The sequence below is a fragment of the Streptomyces uncialis genome, assembly GCF_036250755.1.
Lineage (GTDB): Bacteria > Actinomycetota > Actinomycetes > Streptomycetales > Streptomycetaceae > Streptomyces > Streptomyces uncialis.
Window position 1 is genome coordinate 1,972,349 of the sequence record NZ_CP109583.1, and the last position, 18,355, is coordinate 1,990,703.

Annotated in this window: 25 protein-coding genes; 20 read left to right on the forward strand and 5 right to left on the reverse strand. The window is 71.9% G+C overall.

Annotated elements, in window-relative coordinates; genetic code table 11:
- Positions 1–9: 9 nt before the first annotated feature.
- Positions 10–384, reverse strand: coding sequence for a hypothetical protein (locus OG711_RS07895; protein WP_329558867.1), 375 nt, complete (start codon positions 382–384; stop codon positions 10–12).
- A gap of 149 nt (positions 385–533) precedes the next feature.
- Between OG711_RS07895 and OG711_RS07900 the strand changes: the two genes are divergently transcribed.
- A complete protein-coding gene (locus tag OG711_RS07900) occupies positions 534–986 on the forward strand; it encodes a DUF6238 family protein (protein ID WP_329558868.1) in 453 nt (150 codons plus the stop codon).
- A 29-nt stretch (positions 987–1,015) separates the two neighbouring features.
- Positions 1,016–2,530: a VirB4 family type IV secretion system protein gene (locus tag OG711_RS07905; RefSeq protein ID WP_329558869.1), complete on the forward strand. Its 1,515-nt coding sequence runs from the start codon at positions 1,016–1,018 to the stop codon at positions 2,528–2,530.
- Between the two features lie 267 nt (positions 2,531–2,797).
- On the opposite strand, the gene OG711_RS07910 is transcribed toward OG711_RS07905, so the two are convergent.
- On the reverse strand, positions 2,798–2,983 hold the full coding sequence (locus OG711_RS07910; RefSeq protein WP_329558870.1) for a hypothetical protein: 186 nt from the start codon (positions 2,981–2,983) through the stop codon (positions 2,798–2,800).
- Between the two features lie 142 nt (positions 2,984–3,125).
- On the opposite strand from OG711_RS07910, the gene OG711_RS07915 reads away from it, so the two are divergent.
- From OG711_RS07915 to OG711_RS07925, 3 genes are all read left to right on the forward strand, one after another.
- Positions 3,126–3,272, forward strand: coding sequence for a hypothetical protein (locus OG711_RS07915; RefSeq protein ID WP_329558871.1), 147 nt, complete (start codon positions 3,126–3,128; stop codon positions 3,270–3,272).
- A 117-nt stretch (positions 3,273–3,389) separates the two neighbouring features.
- Entirely contained in the window at positions 3,390–3,944 is a 555-nt protein-coding gene (locus tag OG711_RS07920; RefSeq protein WP_329558872.1) for a hypothetical protein, read from the forward strand.
- 117 nt (positions 3,945–4,061) lie between these two features.
- Positions 4,062–4,223 (forward strand): hypothetical protein, encoded by a 162-nt coding sequence (locus tag OG711_RS07925; RefSeq protein ID WP_329558873.1) that lies wholly within the window; start codon positions 4,062–4,064, stop codon positions 4,221–4,223.
- 28 nt (positions 4,224–4,251) lie between these two features.
- Here the strand turns inward: OG711_RS07925 and OG711_RS07930 are convergent, their stop codons facing one another.
- Positions 4,252–4,575, reverse strand: a complete 324-nt coding sequence (locus OG711_RS07930; RefSeq protein ID WP_329558874.1) for a hypothetical protein — start codon at positions 4,573–4,575, stop codon at positions 4,252–4,254.
- Here OG711_RS07930 and OG711_RS07935 point away from each other — a divergent pair.
- From OG711_RS07935 to OG711_RS07945, 3 genes are all read left to right on the forward strand, one after another.
- Positions 4,570–4,926, forward strand: a complete 357-nt coding sequence (locus OG711_RS07935; protein WP_329558875.1) for a hypothetical protein — start codon at positions 4,570–4,572, stop codon at positions 4,924–4,926. The two genes, OG711_RS07930 and OG711_RS07935, sit on opposite strands and share 6 nt — an antisense overlap.
- Before the next feature lie 26 nt (positions 4,927–4,952).
- Positions 4,953–5,378 carry a hypothetical protein gene (locus OG711_RS07940; RefSeq protein WP_329558876.1) on the forward strand — a complete coding sequence of 142 codons (426 nt, stop codon included), beginning with the start codon at positions 4,953–4,955 and terminating at the stop codon, positions 5,376–5,378.
- Positions 5,379–5,497: 119 nt separating this feature from the next.
- On the forward strand, positions 5,498–6,970 hold the full coding sequence (locus OG711_RS07945; protein WP_329558877.1) for an MFS transporter: 1,473 nt from the start codon (positions 5,498–5,500) through the stop codon (positions 6,968–6,970).
- A 49-nt stretch (positions 6,971–7,019) separates the two neighbouring features.
- Here OG711_RS07945 and OG711_RS07950 read toward each other — a convergent pair whose 3' ends face one another.
- A complete protein-coding gene (locus OG711_RS07950; protein WP_329558878.1) occupies positions 7,020–7,226 on the reverse strand; it encodes a hypothetical protein in 207 nt (68 codons plus the stop codon).
- Here OG711_RS07950 and OG711_RS07955 point away from each other — a divergent pair.
- From OG711_RS07955 to OG711_RS07985, 7 genes are all read left to right on the forward strand, one after another.
- Positions 7,218–7,565 carry a hypothetical protein gene (locus tag OG711_RS07955; RefSeq protein ID WP_329558879.1) on the forward strand — a complete coding sequence of 116 codons (348 nt, stop codon included), beginning with the start codon at positions 7,218–7,220 and terminating at the stop codon, positions 7,563–7,565. The genes OG711_RS07950 and OG711_RS07955 overlap by 9 nt on opposite strands.
- Positions 7,453–7,992 (forward strand): hypothetical protein, encoded by a 540-nt coding sequence (locus OG711_RS07960; protein WP_329558880.1) that lies wholly within the window; start codon positions 7,453–7,455, stop codon positions 7,990–7,992. Before OG711_RS07955 ends, OG711_RS07960 begins: the two co-directional genes overlap by 113 nt.
- Before the next feature lie 510 nt (positions 7,993–8,502).
- On the forward strand, positions 8,503–8,724 hold the full coding sequence (locus tag OG711_RS07965) for a hypothetical protein (RefSeq protein WP_329563679.1): 222 nt from the start codon (positions 8,503–8,505) through the stop codon (positions 8,722–8,724).
- 193 nt (positions 8,725–8,917) lie between these two features.
- Positions 8,918–10,060 (forward strand): AAA family ATPase, encoded by a 1,143-nt coding sequence (locus OG711_RS07970; RefSeq protein ID WP_329563680.1) that lies wholly within the window; start codon positions 8,918–8,920, stop codon positions 10,058–10,060.
- Positions 10,057–11,856 (forward strand): vWA domain-containing protein, encoded by a 1,800-nt coding sequence (locus tag OG711_RS07975; RefSeq protein WP_329558881.1) that lies wholly within the window; start codon positions 10,057–10,059, stop codon positions 11,854–11,856. The genes OG711_RS07970 and OG711_RS07975 overlap by 4 nt, the downstream gene beginning before the upstream one ends.
- Before the next feature lie 250 nt (positions 11,857–12,106).
- Positions 12,107–12,556 carry a hypothetical protein gene (locus OG711_RS07980; RefSeq protein WP_329563682.1) on the forward strand — a complete coding sequence of 150 codons (450 nt, stop codon included), beginning with the start codon at positions 12,107–12,109 and terminating at the stop codon, positions 12,554–12,556.
- 143 nt (positions 12,557–12,699) lie between these two features.
- On the forward strand, positions 12,700–13,080 hold the full coding sequence (locus OG711_RS07985; RefSeq protein ID WP_329563684.1) for a hypothetical protein: 381 nt from the start codon (positions 12,700–12,702) through the stop codon (positions 13,078–13,080).
- 600 nt (positions 13,081–13,680) lie between these two features.
- Here OG711_RS07985 and OG711_RS07990 read toward each other — a convergent pair.
- Positions 13,681–13,812 carry a hypothetical protein gene (locus OG711_RS07990; protein ID WP_329558882.1) on the reverse strand — a complete coding sequence of 44 codons (132 nt, stop codon included), beginning with the start codon at positions 13,810–13,812 and terminating at the stop codon, positions 13,681–13,683.
- A gap of 268 nt (positions 13,813–14,080) precedes the next feature.
- On the opposite strand from OG711_RS07990, the gene OG711_RS07995 reads away from it, so the two are divergent.
- The 5 genes from OG711_RS07995 (at position 14,081) to OG711_RS08015 (ending at position 18,340) form a co-directional block, all read left to right on the forward strand.
- Positions 14,081–15,412, forward strand: coding sequence for a hypothetical protein (locus OG711_RS07995; RefSeq protein ID WP_329558883.1), 1,332 nt, complete (start codon positions 14,081–14,083; stop codon positions 15,410–15,412).
- Between the two features lie 350 nt (positions 15,413–15,762).
- Entirely contained in the window at positions 15,763–15,960 is a 198-nt protein-coding gene (locus tag OG711_RS08000; protein WP_329558884.1) for a hypothetical protein, read from the forward strand.
- Positions 15,961–15,992: 32 nt separating this feature from the next.
- Positions 15,993–16,382 carry a hypothetical protein gene (locus OG711_RS08005; RefSeq protein ID WP_329558885.1) on the forward strand — a complete coding sequence of 130 codons (390 nt, stop codon included), beginning with the start codon at positions 15,993–15,995 and terminating at the stop codon, positions 16,380–16,382.
- Positions 16,379–17,182 carry a DUF317 domain-containing protein gene (locus OG711_RS08010; protein ID WP_329558886.1) on the forward strand — a complete coding sequence of 268 codons (804 nt, stop codon included), beginning with the start codon at positions 16,379–16,381 and terminating at the stop codon, positions 17,180–17,182. The genes OG711_RS08005 and OG711_RS08010 overlap by 4 nt, the downstream gene beginning before the upstream one ends.
- Before the next feature lie 468 nt (positions 17,183–17,650).
- Positions 17,651–18,340, forward strand: coding sequence for a hypothetical protein (locus OG711_RS08015; RefSeq protein WP_329558887.1), 690 nt, complete (start codon positions 17,651–17,653; stop codon positions 18,338–18,340).
- The last annotated feature ends 15 nt before the right edge of the window (positions 18,341–18,355 follow it).

Consider the following 18,355-nt stretch of genomic DNA (forward strand, 5'->3'; position numbering starts at 1 on the left):
GGGGCTTGGTCAGTCGTCTTCGAGTCGCTGGAAGATCGCAGTGAACTCGTCGTTCTCGATCAGTCCGGCGATCACCTGGGTCATGCTGTCGATGCCGGGATCCCTGACGATCAGGCCGTCCGAGACCCAGAAGTAGCGGCCGCCGAGAGCCTCGCCGCTTCCAGCCCAGGTCTGCATCAAGCGTTCGACCTCTGCGACCGTGAAGACGGTCGCGCTCCACCGGGATCCGTCCTTGAGGTCCACGAAGACGTCGACGTTGCACACCGAGTCCAGGTTCTCGCCTGAGCTAGGCAGGAACGATGCCTCGAAGGCGTCCGTGCGAACCCGGTACCACGGCTCGTCCCAGCCTCGTTCGACCGATCCGGGCGATGCGCTACGACTCATCATGCGAGTGTCTCCGGCCGACCTGACGATCTCAACCAGGTTCCTCAGCCGTGCTGCCTCCCGCGACGTAGCTGGGGACGTTCATCCGTACGCGGCTGGGGAGCATATGTCGTACGCCGACACCCCACCGCCTGGCACCAAGGACCCTCTTGACCTCTCCCCCCGACGCCTCCCCCTACCTCCGGGCGGCGACCGCCGGCCTGCGCCATCACGCCCGGCACCTCACCACCACTACCCCCTGCGCACCGCGGCCGGCGGACCGTGCTCACCTGGACACCCTGCATGCCCATCTCAGCGCGCTGCACCGGCTCCTGGACCAGTGCGCCGAGCAGATCCGGCCCCCGCACCCCACGGCCGGTCGGCACCTCGCCGCCGCGCACACCCGGATCTGGCAGGCGACCGCAGCAGTCCACGACGCCTTCCACACCCTCCCCGCCACCCCCGGCGCGACCGGTTCGGACTGTGAGCCGGAGCGACTGCCGCAAGGCCCGACGGTGCTGACCATCTGCCAGCGTCACCTCGCCGCCGGACACGCCATCCGCCGCAAGACCACCCCCACCGATCTCACCCCGCTCCACGGCCACACCACCCGGGCCTCATGAGCGGGCCACGCCGCCGAAACGAGCCTCCGATGAGTCACCGGCCGTCCCGACGCGCCCGACGCGCCAGCGCCTCTCCCCTCTTCACCCCGCACGGCACCGACCGCGCCAGTCGCAGGAAGGCCCGCCGCGAGCTTGCCGAAGCCGCCGCCCAAGCCCGCGCCGCTGCCAGCGCGTACTCCGGCGGACAGCAGATGGCCGAGGAGGAGATGCCGCCCCCGCTCTACGGGCCGGGCGGACGTCCCGGACCCGCGTCCGCCCGCGGCAGCAGACTGCGACTGCCCGCGCACCGCATGACCACGGCCACCGCCAGCGGGGCGTACCCCTTCCTCGCCGAGGGCGGCCTCGGCGCCGACGGCATCTACATCGGCCGCGACGTCCACGCCGAAGCCGCTTTCTCCTTCGACCCGTTCACCCTCTACGGGAAGATCGAGGGCTTCACCAACCCCAACGTGCTGCTGGCCGGGGTGATCGGACAGGGCAAGAGTGCCCTCGCCAAGTCCTTCGCGCTGCGTTCCATCGCCTTCGGCTACCGGGTCTACGTGCCCTGCGACCCGAAGGGCGAGTGGACTCCCGTCGCGACCGCTCTCGGCGGCACCTCCATCGCCCTGGGCCCCGGCCTGCCCGGCAAACTGAACCCCCTCGACGCGGCCCCACGGCCGAACAGTGTGTCGGAGGCGGACTGGGCGAATGAGATCCGCAAACGGCGGCTACTGCTTCTCGGGTCACTGGCAAGGACCGTCCTCGGACGCGACCTCGCGCCGATGGAGCACACCGCCCTCGACGTCGCCCTCGACGCCGTCGTCTCCCACGCCACCAGCACGGGGCAACCCCCGCTGCTCGGCGGCATCGCCTCCACCCTCAACAACCCGGGCCTGCTGGACATCGCCGGCGGCACCATGACCGGACGCCTCGGCGACGCCGCCCGCGACCTCGCCCACGCCCTGCGCCGCCTCGTCCACGGCGACCTCGCCGGGATGTTCGACGCCCCCTCCACCGTCACGTTCGACCCCGGCAGCCCGATGCTCACCATCGATCTGTCCCGCCTCGGCGGCGCCGGCGACGACACCGCCCTCGTCCTCGCCATGACCTGCGCAAGCGCCTGGATGGAGTCGGCGCTGACCGACCCGGACGGCGGCCGGCGCTGGATCGTCTACGACGAAGCCTGGCGACTCATGCGCCACCCCGGCCTCCTCCAGCGCATGCAGGCCCAGTGGAAACTCTCCCGCGGCCTCGGCATCGCCAACCTCATGGTCATCCACCGGCTGTCCGACCTGCTCACCGCAGGGGACGCCGGGTCCCGCGGACGGGCGCTGGCGGAGGGACTCCTCGCCGACTGCTCCACCCGCATCATCTACCGCCAGGAGACCGACCAGATCCAGGCCGCAGCCGCCCTCCTCGGCCTCACCAGCGTCGAAACCCAGGCCATCGCCCACCTCAACCGCGGCCGAGGATTGTGGAAGGTCGCCGGACGGTCCTTCATCGTTCAACATCTTCTGCATCCGAGTGAGCGCGACCTGTTCGACACCGACGCCCGCATGCACTGAAAAAGCGCCGCGTTCACGAATCCCGAACGCCTGCTGCGCACAGCAGCCTTTCCCCCTCCCCTCCCCTCGCTCAGGCCCGCGGCACCCGTACCTCCAGCCGGCTACGACCCCGCCTACGCCAGCGGCACGCCCATCACCCGCGAGACCATCGCGCACGCCATCACAGCCCTGACGGAGATGGACCAGACCTGGCAGGAGCGTGACATCCCGTGACACCCATCGCCGACATCCGGCTCCGGCGCATCGTCGAGCAGAGCGCCATTGACCTCAGCGACAGCGACGGCCGCATTCCACAAGCGCCGCCTCACCGACGTGGTGCGCGAGCAGCTCACGAGCGAAGACCTCGACCCGCACATCAAAGCCGCCGCTCTGGACAAGCTCGCCCAGAGCCTGGTCACGGGGTTCGGCGAGCACCGCAACCCCCGGCGCCGACGGACCGGTGCTCTCTTCCACCCCCGTGACCTCGTGGAACTCGGCACCGGCGTCTGTGTATGGATGGACCGGGCCACCGACTCCGACCTCCTGGAGTGGAGCCGCCTCTCCCGGCGCAACCGCGCCCGCGTCGACCTGGCGGACACCGAGGTCCAGGGCTACTTTGGCCCAGCGCATCGACGCCCTCCGCGCTCACGCCGATGTCGTCTACCTCGGAGACCGGGAACGCCTCGCCTTCGGCTGGAGCGCCGAGCCGACCGACACGCTCCCGGAATACCCGGCGGAGCACCGGGAATCCCGCGCCGCGTGAACCCTGCGCTGCCCCTCCTTCAGAGCCGGAGGCCGCTTCAGGATGGAAAGAACCACTCTCTCGAGACGCCCCCGCCAGTTCACACCTTCCGAGGCTCCGCACACACCATGAGGACCGATGCCCAGCCCCACCACCGAGGAAATGACGGAACAGCTCAAGACTCTGGTCACCGGCCTGGACGACGCGTTCGCCCGGTTCGAGCTGCTCGACGAGACGGGCCGCGTCCCCTCAACTCCCCTTTTCAGCAGACTGATGCAGCATGCCGACGCAGCCAAGGAACTCTCCCGCACCGCCGTTCACCTGGCCGCCGTGGTCGGCATACCCGACGCGGACTCCGTCGTGGACCGGGAAATGGACAGCAAGATCCGCGCCCGGCTGGCCAACGTCGCGGAGCACACCCTCCGCGCCGTGGACCTGTTCACCCGGACCGCGGAGACCTCCGCATCCCCCACGCCGGCACCCGGCTCGGCCGGCGCGCAGCGGCGAGAGGGCCGGATGGTCGTGGATCACGCCTCGGCCCGGGCCGAACTGCGGCGCGCGGCCGAGGCCACCGGCGAAACCATCACGCTGCTCAAGGAACACGCCGAACTGCGGCGTCTCCTCGCCTCCATGCTGCGGCGTCCCACCACCACACCCTTGCCGCCACAACCCCGTCCACGGCGAACACGGTGACCCCCGTCGGCCGGTCATGAGACCGGGCCGCGCCTGGCTACGGAACCACCTCGTCATCGCTGCCCGGCTCCGCCGCTTACCCCGACCGTCATCGGACGATCTGCGAGTACACCCCCTATGGATCACTCCGGCCCCGAGCGCACCTTCGACGTGGCGATGGACGGGACGCGGCACTTCACACTGCGCGCCCTTGACGAGGACCACGCCCGCGAAAAGCTGGCGGACCTCGAATCCTCCGAAGCCGGTTTGGCGCCGTGCTCCCGGACGGCGTCCGCCTGACCCACATCGCCTACGGCACCACCGACAGCTACAGCCTCAGCCCCACCGACGCCCCGGCGAATACCTCCTCGGCCTGCACCTGCAGGCGCTGACGGACCAGCTCAACGGCGCCGACTCGTACAGCAGCGCCGCCGCTCAGGCGATCACCGACCAGTTCCTGCCCGCCTACCACCAGGCCCTCCAGTACCGGCGTATCGAGACGGTCGAACGGGCACTGACCCGCGCCCGCGCAATCGTCCAGAACCAGCAGCAGGGCAGCCCCGCTGTCCCGGGAGACAACGGCCGACCCGGCGCCCTGGACAATGCCGTTGCCGAACAGGCGTGGTACGAGCTCCGTGAGTTCCTCGTGCACGGTCCCGCGCTGTTCGCGCACGGCACGTCCGACCACTGCCCGTCAGCCGACCGGGCAGCGCTGGAGCGGCTGCGCGGCGCCCTGGAGACGGGGCGCGAGTTCCTCCACGACTGGCAGGCGGCACAACGAAACCCGCAGCAGGCAGCCGTCCTTATTCAGGCTGAGCGCGATCCGGTGGCGAAGGCCCGGCGCAGCCGACAGGTGGGGCCGGCGATCCGGACCTGGCTGGCCGACGGTGACGTCCTGACCCTCCAGGCCCGCGCCGCCGCACCCGGCTCCCATTCCCCCGCGCTCCCGGCAGCCGCCCCGAGGGCACTGCCCCCGCCCGCAGGCGCCAGCCCTCGCCGCTGACCCCGACAGGAAGAACCCCCAAGCCTATGGACCACCGCTCCCACTTCGTGTTCGGCACCCACCCCGACCACGGCTTCGTCGCCACCGCCACCGCACACACCCCGATCCATCTCGCCGACTGGTACCTCACCCGCGAAACGTTCGAGCAGGTCTCCGGCACACCGGGCCTGTACCGGCTGACCCGCCCCGAGCAGGACGGTCCCCGCCGCACCCGCCAGGCCGTGCATGATTTGCGCGCCCAGGGGTTCGCCGTCTACGCCGACTACTCGCTCGACCCGATATCCGAGCCCAGCCTGTCGGAGCGGCTCGCCCTCGCCCGGCAGGCCCGGCTCGCCCGGGCCGCCGCCGCCCGCTCACCCCAACTGCGCACCACAGGGGCCCCGCTACCGGTGCCCGCCCCGGTACTCGGCGCCGCGGCGACGGCTGCACGGCGGGCGGGGAGAAGCCGGTGACCGCCCGCATCACGCCCATCTGACAACCGACGTTCGTTCGCCGCCCGCGGTAGGCACTGGACGGTACCCCCATCATCCACGCATCACTCAACCACGCCGAGGATGCGCTCACCGCCGACGTGCCCGCGGACGGACAGGAGACGGCCGAGCTGCTGGAGCGGTGGCTCGAACACGGCACCAGCCTCACGGACACGGTCGACGCTCTCGCCCCCCTACCCCGCCGACAGACCCACACCCCCGCGTGCCGTCCCAGGGCTGCCACCCGGGCCCCCGGCAAGACCAACAGGACCCCGCCCGCACTGACCGACCCGCACCGAGTGGGCTCGTTCCGCCCCTTCCCGACTGAAAGCCCACCACCCATCTCTGCGCCACGCTCCGCCGAACAACCGGCCCCCACACCACCGCGCGGCCCCCTGCGAGTGGTCCTGGCGCGCCCCCATGTCGTCCGGCTGCTGGCCGCCACGGTGGTCGGGCGGCTCCCCACCGTCATGGTGCCGGTCGCGGTCATCCTGCTGATCACCACGACCAGCGGCACTCTCGCCACCGGCGGGCTGATCGGCGCCGTCTACTCCCTGACCGCCGCCCTGTCCCAACCGGCCAAGGGCAGGCTGCTGGACCGGTACGGACCCGTGCGGGTCTCCGGACCGGGCGCCGCTCTGCACGCCGCCACCCTGCTCGCGCTCCCGTACGCCGCCAGCACGCACCGGACCGGCGCCGCGGCAGCGGCGATGTTCGCCGCCCTGACCGCTCCCCCGCTGGAAGCGGGCCTGCGGGCCCTGTGGCCCCGGATACTGACCGACCCCGGCGAACGACGGGCCGCCGTCGTCCTGGACAGCACATGCTCCGGCCTCGTCTTCATCACCGGCCCCCTCCTCACCGGAGCCCTGGCCGCCGTGCACAGCCCCGACGCCGCACTCACCATGGCGGCCGTCCTCGGAGCTGCTGGCGCAGCAGGCGTCCTCACCTCCGTCCCGGCTCGTTCATGGCGCCCGGCAAGCCGCCCGGTACGGGCGTCCGGACGGCTGCTGACCACCTGGCTCGGAGGGCTGGTCGCCGTCCTGACCGGAACGGGCCTCGCGACCGGCGCGATGAACGTGTGGGCCGTCCAACTCGCCGACGAGAACAATGACCCGGCCCTCACCGGACTGGTGCCGGCCGTCTTTTCCCTCGGTGCCCTGATCGGGAGCGTCCTGCTCGCCCACCGCCTCCACCCCGGAGGCGCCCGACGGCACCTGGTCGCCGGCGCGGCTGGACTCCAAGCGGCCTGGTTCGTCCCCCTGCTCGCCGCGCACCACCAGCCGGCGAGCAGCGTCACCGTGGCGGCCATGGCTGCGCCGGGTCTGTTCCACACCGTCGTCACCACCAGCGTCGTCCTCACAGTGCAGGCCCTGGCCCCGGCGGGACGACGGGCGGAAGCGTACGCATGGCTGATCCTTGCCGGCGGCTCCGGGCACGCTCTGGGCACCGCCCTGGCCGGCGCCCTGTCCGCACACCCCCTCGGAGGGCCCGTCCTCCCAGCCCTCGGCGCCGCACTCACCCTCGCCGCGGCCCTCCGCACACCAGCACACACAGCGCCGAACATACGGTCGTGACCCATCCAGGACCGTCCACCAACTACTCGTTCAGGAGGCACAGATCCCCTCAGCCACCCAGCAGTCCGCGCTCTCGGCCGACCGAGCCCGCGACTTCGCCCTGCGGTTCTCGGTCATACACCTGCGCTGCGAGACCGTCCTCGACGGCCTGCGCAACCAGCACGGAGTCATTGTCGGCACCCGCGCCGCCGCCGCGGCGGTCGCGGAACGCAACCGGGCCGCCGCCGACGCGTACCGGACCGTCCTCATGCCGCACACCGAGACGCTGCTGGCGTCGGCACGCGGCGCGCTGGACCGCATGCCGCCCGCCCGGCACCACGCCGGATGGGCCGCGCGGCTGGACTGCCTCCAGCACGCAGCCGATCAGATCCAGCAGACCCTCTCCGAGACGGCCTCCGGGTCGGACAGCGAGGCCGCCCACGACCGGGACCAGGCCGTGTGGCCCCTCCTCGTGACGTGGGCCGAGCACACGGGCACCGCCTGTGACCTGGCCGACCAGCACCGGGCCCCGGCAGCGGCTGCTCTGTCCGGCGACGAGCTGCGGGAGTGGACGGAGATGGCCCGGGCGGGCGTCCGGCCGCCTCGACTCGTATGAGTCCTGGTACGACGCCCATCAGCGGCTCATCGCCATCGCCGTTCTCCAGCACGAGGACGAGACGTACACGGCGGTGGCGCTCGCGGGAGACCCCGACAGTCCGGACGTCCAGGTCCTGGGGAACTACTGGGACGAACTGGAGGCCATCGACGCGAGTCCTCCTCCCGTTCCGGCCGGAGTGCTGCACCCTGACGCCTCCCGGTACGCAGAAAGCGTCCACGCCCCTGAAGTCAGTTTCCAGGTCCTGATCCAGGAGGTGCGCGAGGCACGGCGGGCGTCCGATGTGGCGGAGGCGATCGAGACCGTCGCCGACCGCTACGGCACAGGACGCGGCCAACTCGTTCGCTTGGAGGAGTTCGTCAGCATCTGCGCACAGTTTGCCCAGGCCCTGGGGACCAGCACGCACAGCGTGTCGCGGGGCGTCTGAGCGCCCTGGCCAGCCAGTTCGGCGCGCTCACCGCCGAACTGCGTGAGGCCGGTGAGGATCTGGGCTCCACTGTGGCCGTGCTGCCACCCCACCGGACCCCGCTCCCCCACCATCTTCCCGGCACCGGCCCGCCGGCCATCCCTACGACGATCCCGGCCACGGCACCGCCCGCCAACACGCCCGCGCACCCGCCGCTGATCCCTAAGGTCCGGGCAACAGCGGCACCGGCACAGAACCACACCTCAACTCCCCTGACCCCGTTGAGGATCACTTGGCTGTTGTCGGTACACCCGGCTATCAGAACATGCGGAGGGCGAGTCAGGTAGCTGCGGGGCGGTGAGGCCCGCCCTGGAGCATGTGGGCAGTCAGTGCCCATCGTTCGTGGTGCAGCCACGCACCGTCGATGTGCCGAAAGCTCCGGGCCCGCCTCGCCTTCGCCCAACACCCCACCGCTTTGCCGCCACCACCGATAGGAGATCCGTCTTGCCCGAAGCACCAGCAGAGCCGTTCATGACGATCCGGCACACCGTCACCGGCGAGATCACCACCACCGGCTACAACGCCGCCGCCCGGCGGATCCTGCTCCAGGATGGTTTTGAAGAGACGCCGGGCTGCGCCTGCCGAGCGGTGGAACCCGGTACGGAGCGGACGCACGGGCCTGCTCGGCAGCCAGCGAGTTGCTCGTCGCCGGCCATTCCCTGCACCTGGACCGAGCCCTCGGTCGTCCGGTGAGCGCCGACGGTACGCCCCGGTTGGCTCGGTCGCCGATGTCGGCACAGTCCGTGATCCGCTCCGAGCGGCCAGCCTCTCCGGCAGATCGCCAACCCCGAACGCATCCAGACCTGTTGAAGGGGCCTCGTTCTTGACCACACCCGGAACGCCCACCAGTCCAGCGCGCACCAAGGGCGGCGAGCTACGGGCCAAGGTGGCCCGACTGCTGACCGACCGACCGGCGGACACGCAGACCATCGGGGACATGGCCAGGCAGCTGGGCCACTCCCACGGCGCCGTCCGCAACGCCGCCCTCACCCTGGTGCGACGCGGCGAGGCCGACCAAGGCGGAACCGGACAGCCGGAGTTCCGCGCGAACGCGAAAACCGCCGCAGCCGCGCAGACCGCTGTGATCAGCCCACCAGGCACCCACTCTCCCCGCGCCCAGGCGGCCACGGCCCGCACGACCCTTCCCGCAGCAGCCACGCCCAGGCAGACCGGCCCGATCCGCCGCGCGGGGGGCCAGGTCTACCACCCCCGGGAGCTGGCCGATCTGCCCGACGTCGAGGCGTTGAATCGCTTGCGCGACGCCGACGTGCCGGTGCTGCTCTACGGCCCTCCGGGCACCGGCAAGACGAGTCTGGTCGAGGCGGCGTTCCCGGACCTGCTCACCGTCGCCGGTGACGGCGACACCACGGTCGGCGACCTGGTCGGCGAGTACACACAGGACGACGCGGGAGCCTACGTCTTCCAGTACGGTCCCCTGGTCACCGCGATGACCGAGGGCCGCGCCCTGCTGATCGACGATGCCACCTTGATCTCACCGAAGGTCCTGGCGGCGCTGTATCCCGCGATGGACGGGCGCAGGCAGATCCAGGTCAAGGCCCACAAGGGCGAGACCATCAAGGCCGGGCCGGGCTTCTACGTGGTGGCGGGCCACAATCCCGGCGTTCACGGGGCGGTTTTGACGGAGGCGCTCGCGAGCCGGTTCAGCGTGCAGATCCAGATCGGCACGGACTACGACCTCGCCCTGGCCTTGAGGGTCGACGCCCGGGTGGTCCGGGTCGCCCGACACCTCGCCCGCCAAGTCGAACTCGGCGAGCTGGGATGGGCCCCCCAACTGCGGGAGCTGCTCAGCTACCAGAAGACCGAGGCCGTCCTCGGCACCAAAGCCGCGCTCGCGAACCTCGTCGGCATCGCTCCTGTGGAGGATCGCGACGCCGTCGCCGCCGCCGTCATCAAGGCTGCTGGCGTCGCGAAGATCGCGCCCCTCACCCTCGGCAAGCAGCTCCCCGCCTCAGCCGCCCGGCAGCCCCCGGGCAGCACCGTCTCCGCACACCGGGGCCGCTCGCGATGAGCGCCCACCACCACGTCCAGTCCCCCGCCACCACGCCGGATAGCGACGCCGACCTCGCGCGATGGGACGACGACGGCGCCCCGCCCGCGCAACTCCGTTCCTCCCCGGACGCGTGGCTGCGCGTGGGAGCCGAACTCGGCGACCGGCTGGTCGCCCTCTCCGGCCGCCAGGACCTCCTCGTCACCTGCCGCCCCGGCACGCGCAGCGGCGCACCGGCCGCGTTCTTCCCCACTCTGGGCGAGGTCGAGTTCGACGCCGGCCTGTTCGCCCCGCTTAAGCCCCACGAGATCCATCCGCGGATCGTGGGCGACGAGGAGCGGTATCCCGCCGCCTGGGGAGTGTTCGTCCACGAGGCCGCGCACGCGGCCCACTCCGTCTGGACACAGCCTGCCGGAGCGGACCCCCGTGTCGTCGAGGCCGCGCTCCTGCTGGAGGAGAGCCGCGTCGAAGGCGCACACCTGATCACGCGGCCCACGGACCGCACGTACCTGCGCACCAGTGCCCGAACCCTGGTCATGCCCGACATCGCCCACCCCACCTTTAAGGGCATCGAGCAGGCCGCCGCCGTGGCGGCCCTGGTCCTCGGCCGCCGTGACGTCGGCATCCTGGACGCCGGGGAGACCCGGGCCGTCACCGATCTGTGCGAAAGGGTGCTGGGCGCAGACCTGCTGGCCACCCTCACCCGCATCTGGACCGCAGCCCACCAGTGCGCCGACCACGACGCCACGACCATGCTCGCGCACGCTCAAAAATGGTGCGGCGCTCTCGACACCGCGACCCCCGCCCTGCCCGTGCCGGAGAACCTCACCGATCTGCTGTCCGGCGCCGTGGGGGTCGTCATGGACAGCACGGCAGCCACCGACGCCGCCGACCTCGCGGCACAGGCCGCAGCGGCCAACGCCATGGCCGCGCAGTCCAAGGCGCAGGCTCAGGACCGCGCCCAGCGGGCCGGCCAGCGACGCAAAGCCGCCGCCACCGCCAAGTCGGTCTTCAACGCCCGCGGCGCCACCGTCACCCCCGACGGCACACCGGCGCCCTACGGCAACCCGGTCACCGGCACCCGCAGGCCCACCGCCGCCGAGCAGAGTGCCGCCGCGCGCCTGAGCCGCGCCCTGCGCGCCGCCGCCTACCGCGAGCGGACCGAGGAGCGGACCACCAGCCCCACCCCGCCCGGCCGCCTCAACATGCGCGCGGCCCTCGCCCGCGACGCTCAGCGCGCGGCCGGGTCGGTCCCCACCGCGGAACCGTTCACCCACACCCGCCGCCGGAACTCCCCCACCCCACCGCTGCGTGTGGGTATCGCCGTCGACGTCTCCGGCTCCATGCGTGCCGCCTGCGCGCCCGTCGCGTCCGCCGCCTGGATCGTGGCACGCGCAGCAGCCCTGACCGACCCCGACTCCCTTACCGCCACCATCGCCTATGACAGGCACCTCACCGCATTGACCCGACCCACCCACCGAGCACCAGAGCGCGTGACGACGTTCGATGCCAACGGCGGCCACCACAACCTCGGCGACGCCGTCGACGCACTCGACCACGGCCTCGAACTCAGCCGCCCCGGTGCCGGCCGCCTCCTCGTGATCGTCACCGACGCCCGGTACAACAGCGACGAAACCGCTCAAGCCGTCACCCGCGTCAAGCAGCTCACGACCGCCGGCTGCGCCGTACTCCAGCTCACCCTCACCGCGAATTCCCACCACTTGCCGGGGACCACCTTGCTGCACCTGCCCCAGCCCTCCAGCGCTCCCGTCGCCATCGCCACTGCGGCCACAAACGCCATCCGCAGGACACGCTGAGACGACGCAGAAGGCAGAAGCGTCCCCGAGACCACCGCCAAGCGCTCCGGACCACCTCCGTCCGCCGCATGACTCGTGCATCTGATGCACGACCCTCCGCAACGACGCAGGCCACCACCCCAACCGCCAACGAAAGGGACTCGATTTGAAGCCCCAGACCAGCAGCCCGACCTCGAACGCAACGCCCATCAAACGGAATTCCCCGGGGGTCCGGAAAAGCTGGACGGTTGCCCACACCTGTGGACACGAGATCACGCACGACCTATCCGGCCGCCCCGCCGACAAGCGCGCAGGATTCGCACGCTGGCTCGGCGGCCGGGACTGCACCGACTGCTGGAAAGCCACCCGCGACAGCGACACAGCCAGCCGGGAGGAATGGCTCGCCGCCAAGCGCGCCGAAGAACAGGAAGCCGCCACCGCGTGGGCCCGACAGTTCGACATGCCGCCGCTGGAGGGCCCGGAGAAGGCCCTGGCGTGGGGCGAGCGGTCGCGTCACCAGCTGATGACCGCCGCCCATACCGCCCTGGTCGCCGAAGGGACCTGGGACGAGGCCGACTGGGCCGTCCTGGAGGAGAAGACCCGTACCGTCTCACGAGCCGGGTGGTGGATCGACCAGCGCGATGCCGATGGCACTGACCTGCCCGAACTCCTCGACGCCGCGGCCGACGCTGATCGCGGGACGGAGAACCCGTACCGGTAGGCGCGGGGCTCTATAGCTGATGATGCCCGGTTCGTGAAACCGGGGATTCTGCGGACTCTTGAATCCTCCCCACCGCCACCCGCGCTCTGTGGAAGGACTCCGCCGTGTCCCACGCTTCCCGCCCGCCCTATGTTCCCGACGACATGCTCACGCCCCACCGGGACATCACCCACGTCCATTTCCGGCCCGGTGACCACGTGATGGTCGTCAAAGGCGTGGCGGGCGGGGAGTTGTGGGGTGAGGCGATGACGGTCGTCACCCCGTCCTGGCACACGCCGACGGACGAGGACGGATGGCGGCTGCGCAACCCGTCCGGCGGTCGGCAGACCTACGTCACCGCGCACCCCCGCTACATGATCCACCCCTCCCGCCGGTGCCCGGACTGCCTGATCCACCTGCGGGCGATGGAGGACTACCTCCTGCCGAAGCTGATCTCGGCGGGTGAGCCGGTGGACTGCGGCTGGTACTCGGTCACCGTGCTCAACCATCTGGTGCACACCGACGACGCGCGGAGCGGCCGGTGATCCCCCGCATGTGGGGGCGGAGCCTCCTGGCTGCCGACGCTCTCGAAGAGGCGCTGGGCCGTCCTGTTGTCGAGACGGAGGGCCTGACCAGCCACACGGTCGTGGCTCACTGGAACCGTCTGGACTACCACACCGAGGGGGAACAGGAGGGGTGGACTTCCGTCGGCTGGGCCGAGCACCTCGACGACCCCGCCCTGGAGTTCTCGTTCACCGCCGACGCCCGGGGGAACCGCGAGCCGGTCTTCCACCTGTCGGTCGAACTCCATCCCGGGGACTGCGAACTGGAGCCGGCGGAGTGGAAGGAGATCGCTCACCGCTTCGCCCGCGCCAGCGGCATCGCACCGCCGGGTGACGAGCAGGCGTGCCGCTGGATCGTTGTCCAGGCCCAGCCCGGCCGCCTCGACCTGCTGGCCAGCCTGATCCGCCTCGACGGCACCTGGCAGAACCAGCCCTCCCAGCTCCCGCGGCATCTCGCGGCGGAGTCCCGCCGCATCGAAGCCGACCTCGGGCTCCGCCCCCCCCTCGCCGCCCCGGTGAGCCGGACGCGGATGCGCGAGTCAACGTCGCCGATGCGGGTGCGCATATCGGTCTGGTGCTCCGTCAGCCGGCCGACGAGACGAACGGCCCACTGGCCATGGTGCGCGGGTCGAGTACTCCGCCCACCGCCTCACCGAACTGCCCGGAGGGTACGGGCCCGAGGCCGGACAGCATCTGGAATGGACCGCGCGCCACCTTCACGTCCTCCAGCAGGACCTCGACACCACCGCCGCCACCCTGAGCCGCGCGGACCGAAGCGTCCCGCCGTCATCGGGTGCCGCCGCCCGACCGCCCGCGCCCCGAGCGCACCGTTCCCGGACCTGACCGAACAGAGAGCCGTCCTTGTCCTTGGCCCACCGCTTCCTGACCCTCCAGCGGGGACGAGCACTCCGGTGAGGTCCTCGCCCGGGGAGGCGGTCCGGAAGCCCACAGCATTCTGGAACGCACGGGTTTCGTTCCCGTCATGCGCACCCACGAGCAGTGCCACCGGCTGCCTACCGGCCCCGACCACGGCGAGGAGATACGGCTCGCCACCTGCGCCGTCGCCCGGCTCCGCACCGTCGGCCATCCCCTCCAGTGCGACGAAGCGTTCGACACCGACACCCGCGAGGCGCGCTGTCTCCCCCTCGGCACCCAGGTAGGCAGCCTCGCGGACAACATCCGGGCGACGACCAGCGGCGAGGTCGCCGACATCAGGGACGAGGTGACGGCCGCATACGACGGCATCTTCGCCGGACTCGCCACAGTTCTCGCCGCCACGGCCGACTTCCACCAGGGCCTCGGCCATCCTGCGGACAAACAGATGGCCGAGCGGCTGCGCTCTCGCCCTGCACGGGCTCGGCGCCGTCGCCGCCGACCTGCGCGGTATCCGCACCGGCATCGCCGACCGTCACACGCCCCACCCGACACGGTCGGTGTGCAGCGGCGAGGTCCCGCCCGACGGACGCGCAACCTCCGCCGTCCGCGCATGCCCACCCCCGGCGCCCCGCACCCCGTCCGCGGCTGCTCCGGCCGCGGACCCCATCCGCAGAGGAACCTGTTGCCCGACACCCCTGACACCCACGACCTGGAGTCGTTCGCCATCGCCCTCGCCGACGCACTCCCCGGCACCTGGCGCAGCGCCTACCACCAGCACACCGACCATCCCGAACAGTTCTCCCGTGCCGAGGACGTGTGGGACATGAACCTCGTCTCCGGCGCCCTGGCCCAGCGTGTGCTGGGGCAGGACGCGGTAGTGACCCGCGACGACGGAACACGGCTCTACGTGATCGGCCGCCCCGGCACCGAGGAGTTTCTCGTCGGCGCCATGGCCCCGCCAGGCATCGGTCCCGAGGCGTTCCGAGGGGTGCGCGAACCGGACGGGATCGCCGTACCGGACGACGCGTCCCGTGCCGTGGAGGACATCGTCGTCGATCTGCTGCCCCGCTACGACAAGGCCCTCGCCCAGGTCCAGGACAACGACGTACACCCGGCGGCCGTCGCGGCACCCACGCCCGCCCGGGAGGCCGTGACGATGACCTGGTTCGACGACGGGCTGCTCGCCGCGCAGCCCGGGAGCCAGAAGGCTGCAGCCGTCCTGCACACGAACGGATTCGTCTGGGACCCGGCGGAGAAGGCGTTCGTCCTGTCCGGTGACGACATCGCCCGCCAGGCGCAGGCCGCCCAAGCCGTCGGTGCGCAGCTGTCCGTGCTGGGGATCGGCACCGTGGTGCGGCATCCGCCGAACCGGCCCGCCCCCGCCACGGCACCTGCGGCGCAGCCGCAGCGCGCCAGGTCTGCCGTCCGCGCCCGATGAAGCCTTGCGGGCGACGGAACAGCTCCTGGCCCTGCTCGCCCAAATCGGCCTGCACCGACAGGCCCTGGCCACCGCAGGAGCCACCTACGTGTGACACGAGGCCCTGAGGCCGAGGCCGAGCAGAATCGTCTCGTCACCCGGGCCGCCCCGGCACTCCTCATAGCCGGATACTTCGTCAGCATCACCGACGACATCGTCGACCCGGCCGCCTACCAGGAAGCCGTCGCGCAGTACCGGAGCAGCAGCCCGCCGCGGCGGGTACGGCCCCGTGCCCTGACCGGCAGCCGCGCCGACGCCTGCTGTTACCCGACCCGCGTCGGGGTCGGGGTCGGGCCACCCCTATCACGCGCATGTTCCTCCCTGGAGTTCCGGCAATCCCCGACCGCACGCCCCCGTCCATCAGCACGTCCCGGCCGCCCCGGCTGGCCGTGTTCCTCGTCCGCCGCTATCTGCGCGCCTGCACCCCCATCAGCCGCGGACGACCGCATCCGCTCGCCCCCGCCGACTGGGTGGCCTTCCACGAAGCCCGCTGCGGCCAGCACCTTTGAGCGTCCCCATCATCTCTGTGTCCGGGAGGACCATGACCGACACGAATCCCTACCACGTACGCCTCGCCGGGGAGATCGCCCGGCAGATCGACCAGCTCGCCGGACACCTCGTTCAGGCCCCGCCCCGCGAGGCCGCCCAGATCATCGCCACGGTCCTCGATCCGGACGGCGGCGTCCTCGGGCGGATCACCACGTTGCTGGCCACCGCCTCCCACTACGCGAAGGACCGCACCGAGAACAGGGTGTTCCCGCCCGAGGTGTGGCTCGCTCTCGGGCGCGCCGCGAACGAACTCCATGACGTGGGTCTGGACCTCGACGCGTACGCGGACACGTTCCGGCAGCTCGCCCGGCGAACGGCGGCCGACGGCACGGCCCCGCCCCCGAAGCCCGCCGACGGGTCTGCTCCGGGGAGGGGCCGGTGAGCAAGCAGTTCTGGGACGAGCGGAACGCCCGGCCCCAGCAGCACTACCTCGTCGAGCCCCGGTACCTGGCCGGCGGAGGTGACCTGCGGCATGTGACCGAGTACCTGCGCGCCTCCGGCTGGAAGGACCTCTCCAGGGCCGGCGGGCCGATCGTCTTCGACAGCCCCGACAGGACTGTGCGTCTCGGCTTCGACCCGCTCGTCCGGCCCGGCGGCTGGACCATCCGCGGCAAGGCCAGCGGCCACCAGGAGACGTGGCACGCCGCCCTCGGTCACCAGACTCCGGTGGAGATCGTCGCCGGGTTCACCGACGCGCTCACCCGGTCGGGCTCCGCCCACGCCCCCAACCCGTGGGCGCCCCTGGAACGCCAGGGGTGGGAGGCCAAGCCGGGCCCGCAGGTCACCGCTGTCAGCCCTGACCAGAATGCCTGGATGCAGTGGCACGAGTCCGGGGCGGGCGAGGCGCACTGGTGGGCCTCGGCACGTACCGAGCACGGCACGGCGTGGCACGCGGTCTTCAGCCCCACCACCCCGATGCACCTGGTGGAGGCGTTCAGCGCGGCGCTGGCCGACCCGAAGCCGGTGATGCGGCCGCGCGGGATGTTCCCGCCCAGCACCCGGATCCGCACCACCTCCGTCTCCGTCCGGCCCGCAGAGCTGTCCGCGTGGCAACAGGCACGCATCACCGCCGCCCGCGCCGCCGTCTGGGCACGGAGCAACTGGGCCGGGGCCCGCCCCCGCACCACCACGCCCGCCGCAGTTCCGTACTCACCTACCGGGCAGGCCCACGCGCGCCGCTGAGCCCCGCCTCGCCGCAAGGGGACCACGGCGCGCCGGACATCACCCACCGTCATCCGACTCACACCGTCTCCGCCGCCACCCTCACTCGTGCCGCAGACCCACCGGCCCCGTCTGCGCATCGCGCAGAGCCCAGGTCACGAGCCCGGACCCCCGTGCTTCCCCCTACCGCCGCCGGGGCACACCGGGTCGGCCGAGCACAGCCGCTGACCACCCTGGCCGAGCCCGCCGTGCCCGGCCCCGCCACATATCCGCAACGTCATCAGGAGCCCTTTCCCATCCCTGACCTCACCCCGGCCCCTGCCGCGCCGTCCCGGCTGCGCCGCCTGGCCAGATCCCTGATCCGCCGCTCCTCTTCCGCCCCGAGGGCAGAGCGCGAGCGCCGCGATCCCCCGGTCATCCCCACCTACTGGGGGCCGCTCCTCGAAACGCATCGCCGCCAGAACTCCTGACGTCCCCGCCCGGACCGCAGTGGAAGGACCCCCGCACCACGCCGCTCCGTCCCGGCCGCGGGGCGGAGCGGTCGAGCCCGAAGGAACGACCATCGACCCGATCACCCAGCCCGACGACCATCTCGCCCGGCTCGACCGCTTCCTCCGCCAAGCGGCAGCGATCATGCACGCCTTCGAGCGCGATCCCGCGCAGCAGCAGGACGGCGACGGCCGACCGACGGACGGCGAAGCGTTCGGCTGGGCCGCCCACCGCCGCGACCGCACCCTGTGGGAAGCGTTCCGGCCGGTTCGCGAACATGCCAATGCGATGCTCGCCACCGCCGCCGCGCAGCTCAACCAGATCCCCGGCGCGTACCGCGGCGCGTGGGAGTCCAGGATCACCGCTCTGTCCCATGCGGCCGAAAGCCAGGCCACGGAGCACGACCGCGCCATCGACCGGCTGCGGAACCATCTGGTGAAGGGCGACTCCGGCGTGGCCGCCGTCGACTGTATCCTCACCGAGTTCTACGACGAAGCCTGGCCCGCGCTCGGCACCTGGGCCGTCGGCGCCAGCGCGGTCACCGAACTCGACGCCGCCGTCAGTCCCCGGGCCGCGGCCGAACGCAAGCGGTCCAGCCTCCGCCCCGCAGCTCGCGGCTCCTCCAGCGGCGCCGTTGAGAGGGCACTGGCGCCCGGCCCGACTCCTTCGCGTCGGCAGGGCCACCGGTGAGCCCGGCTCCGGTTC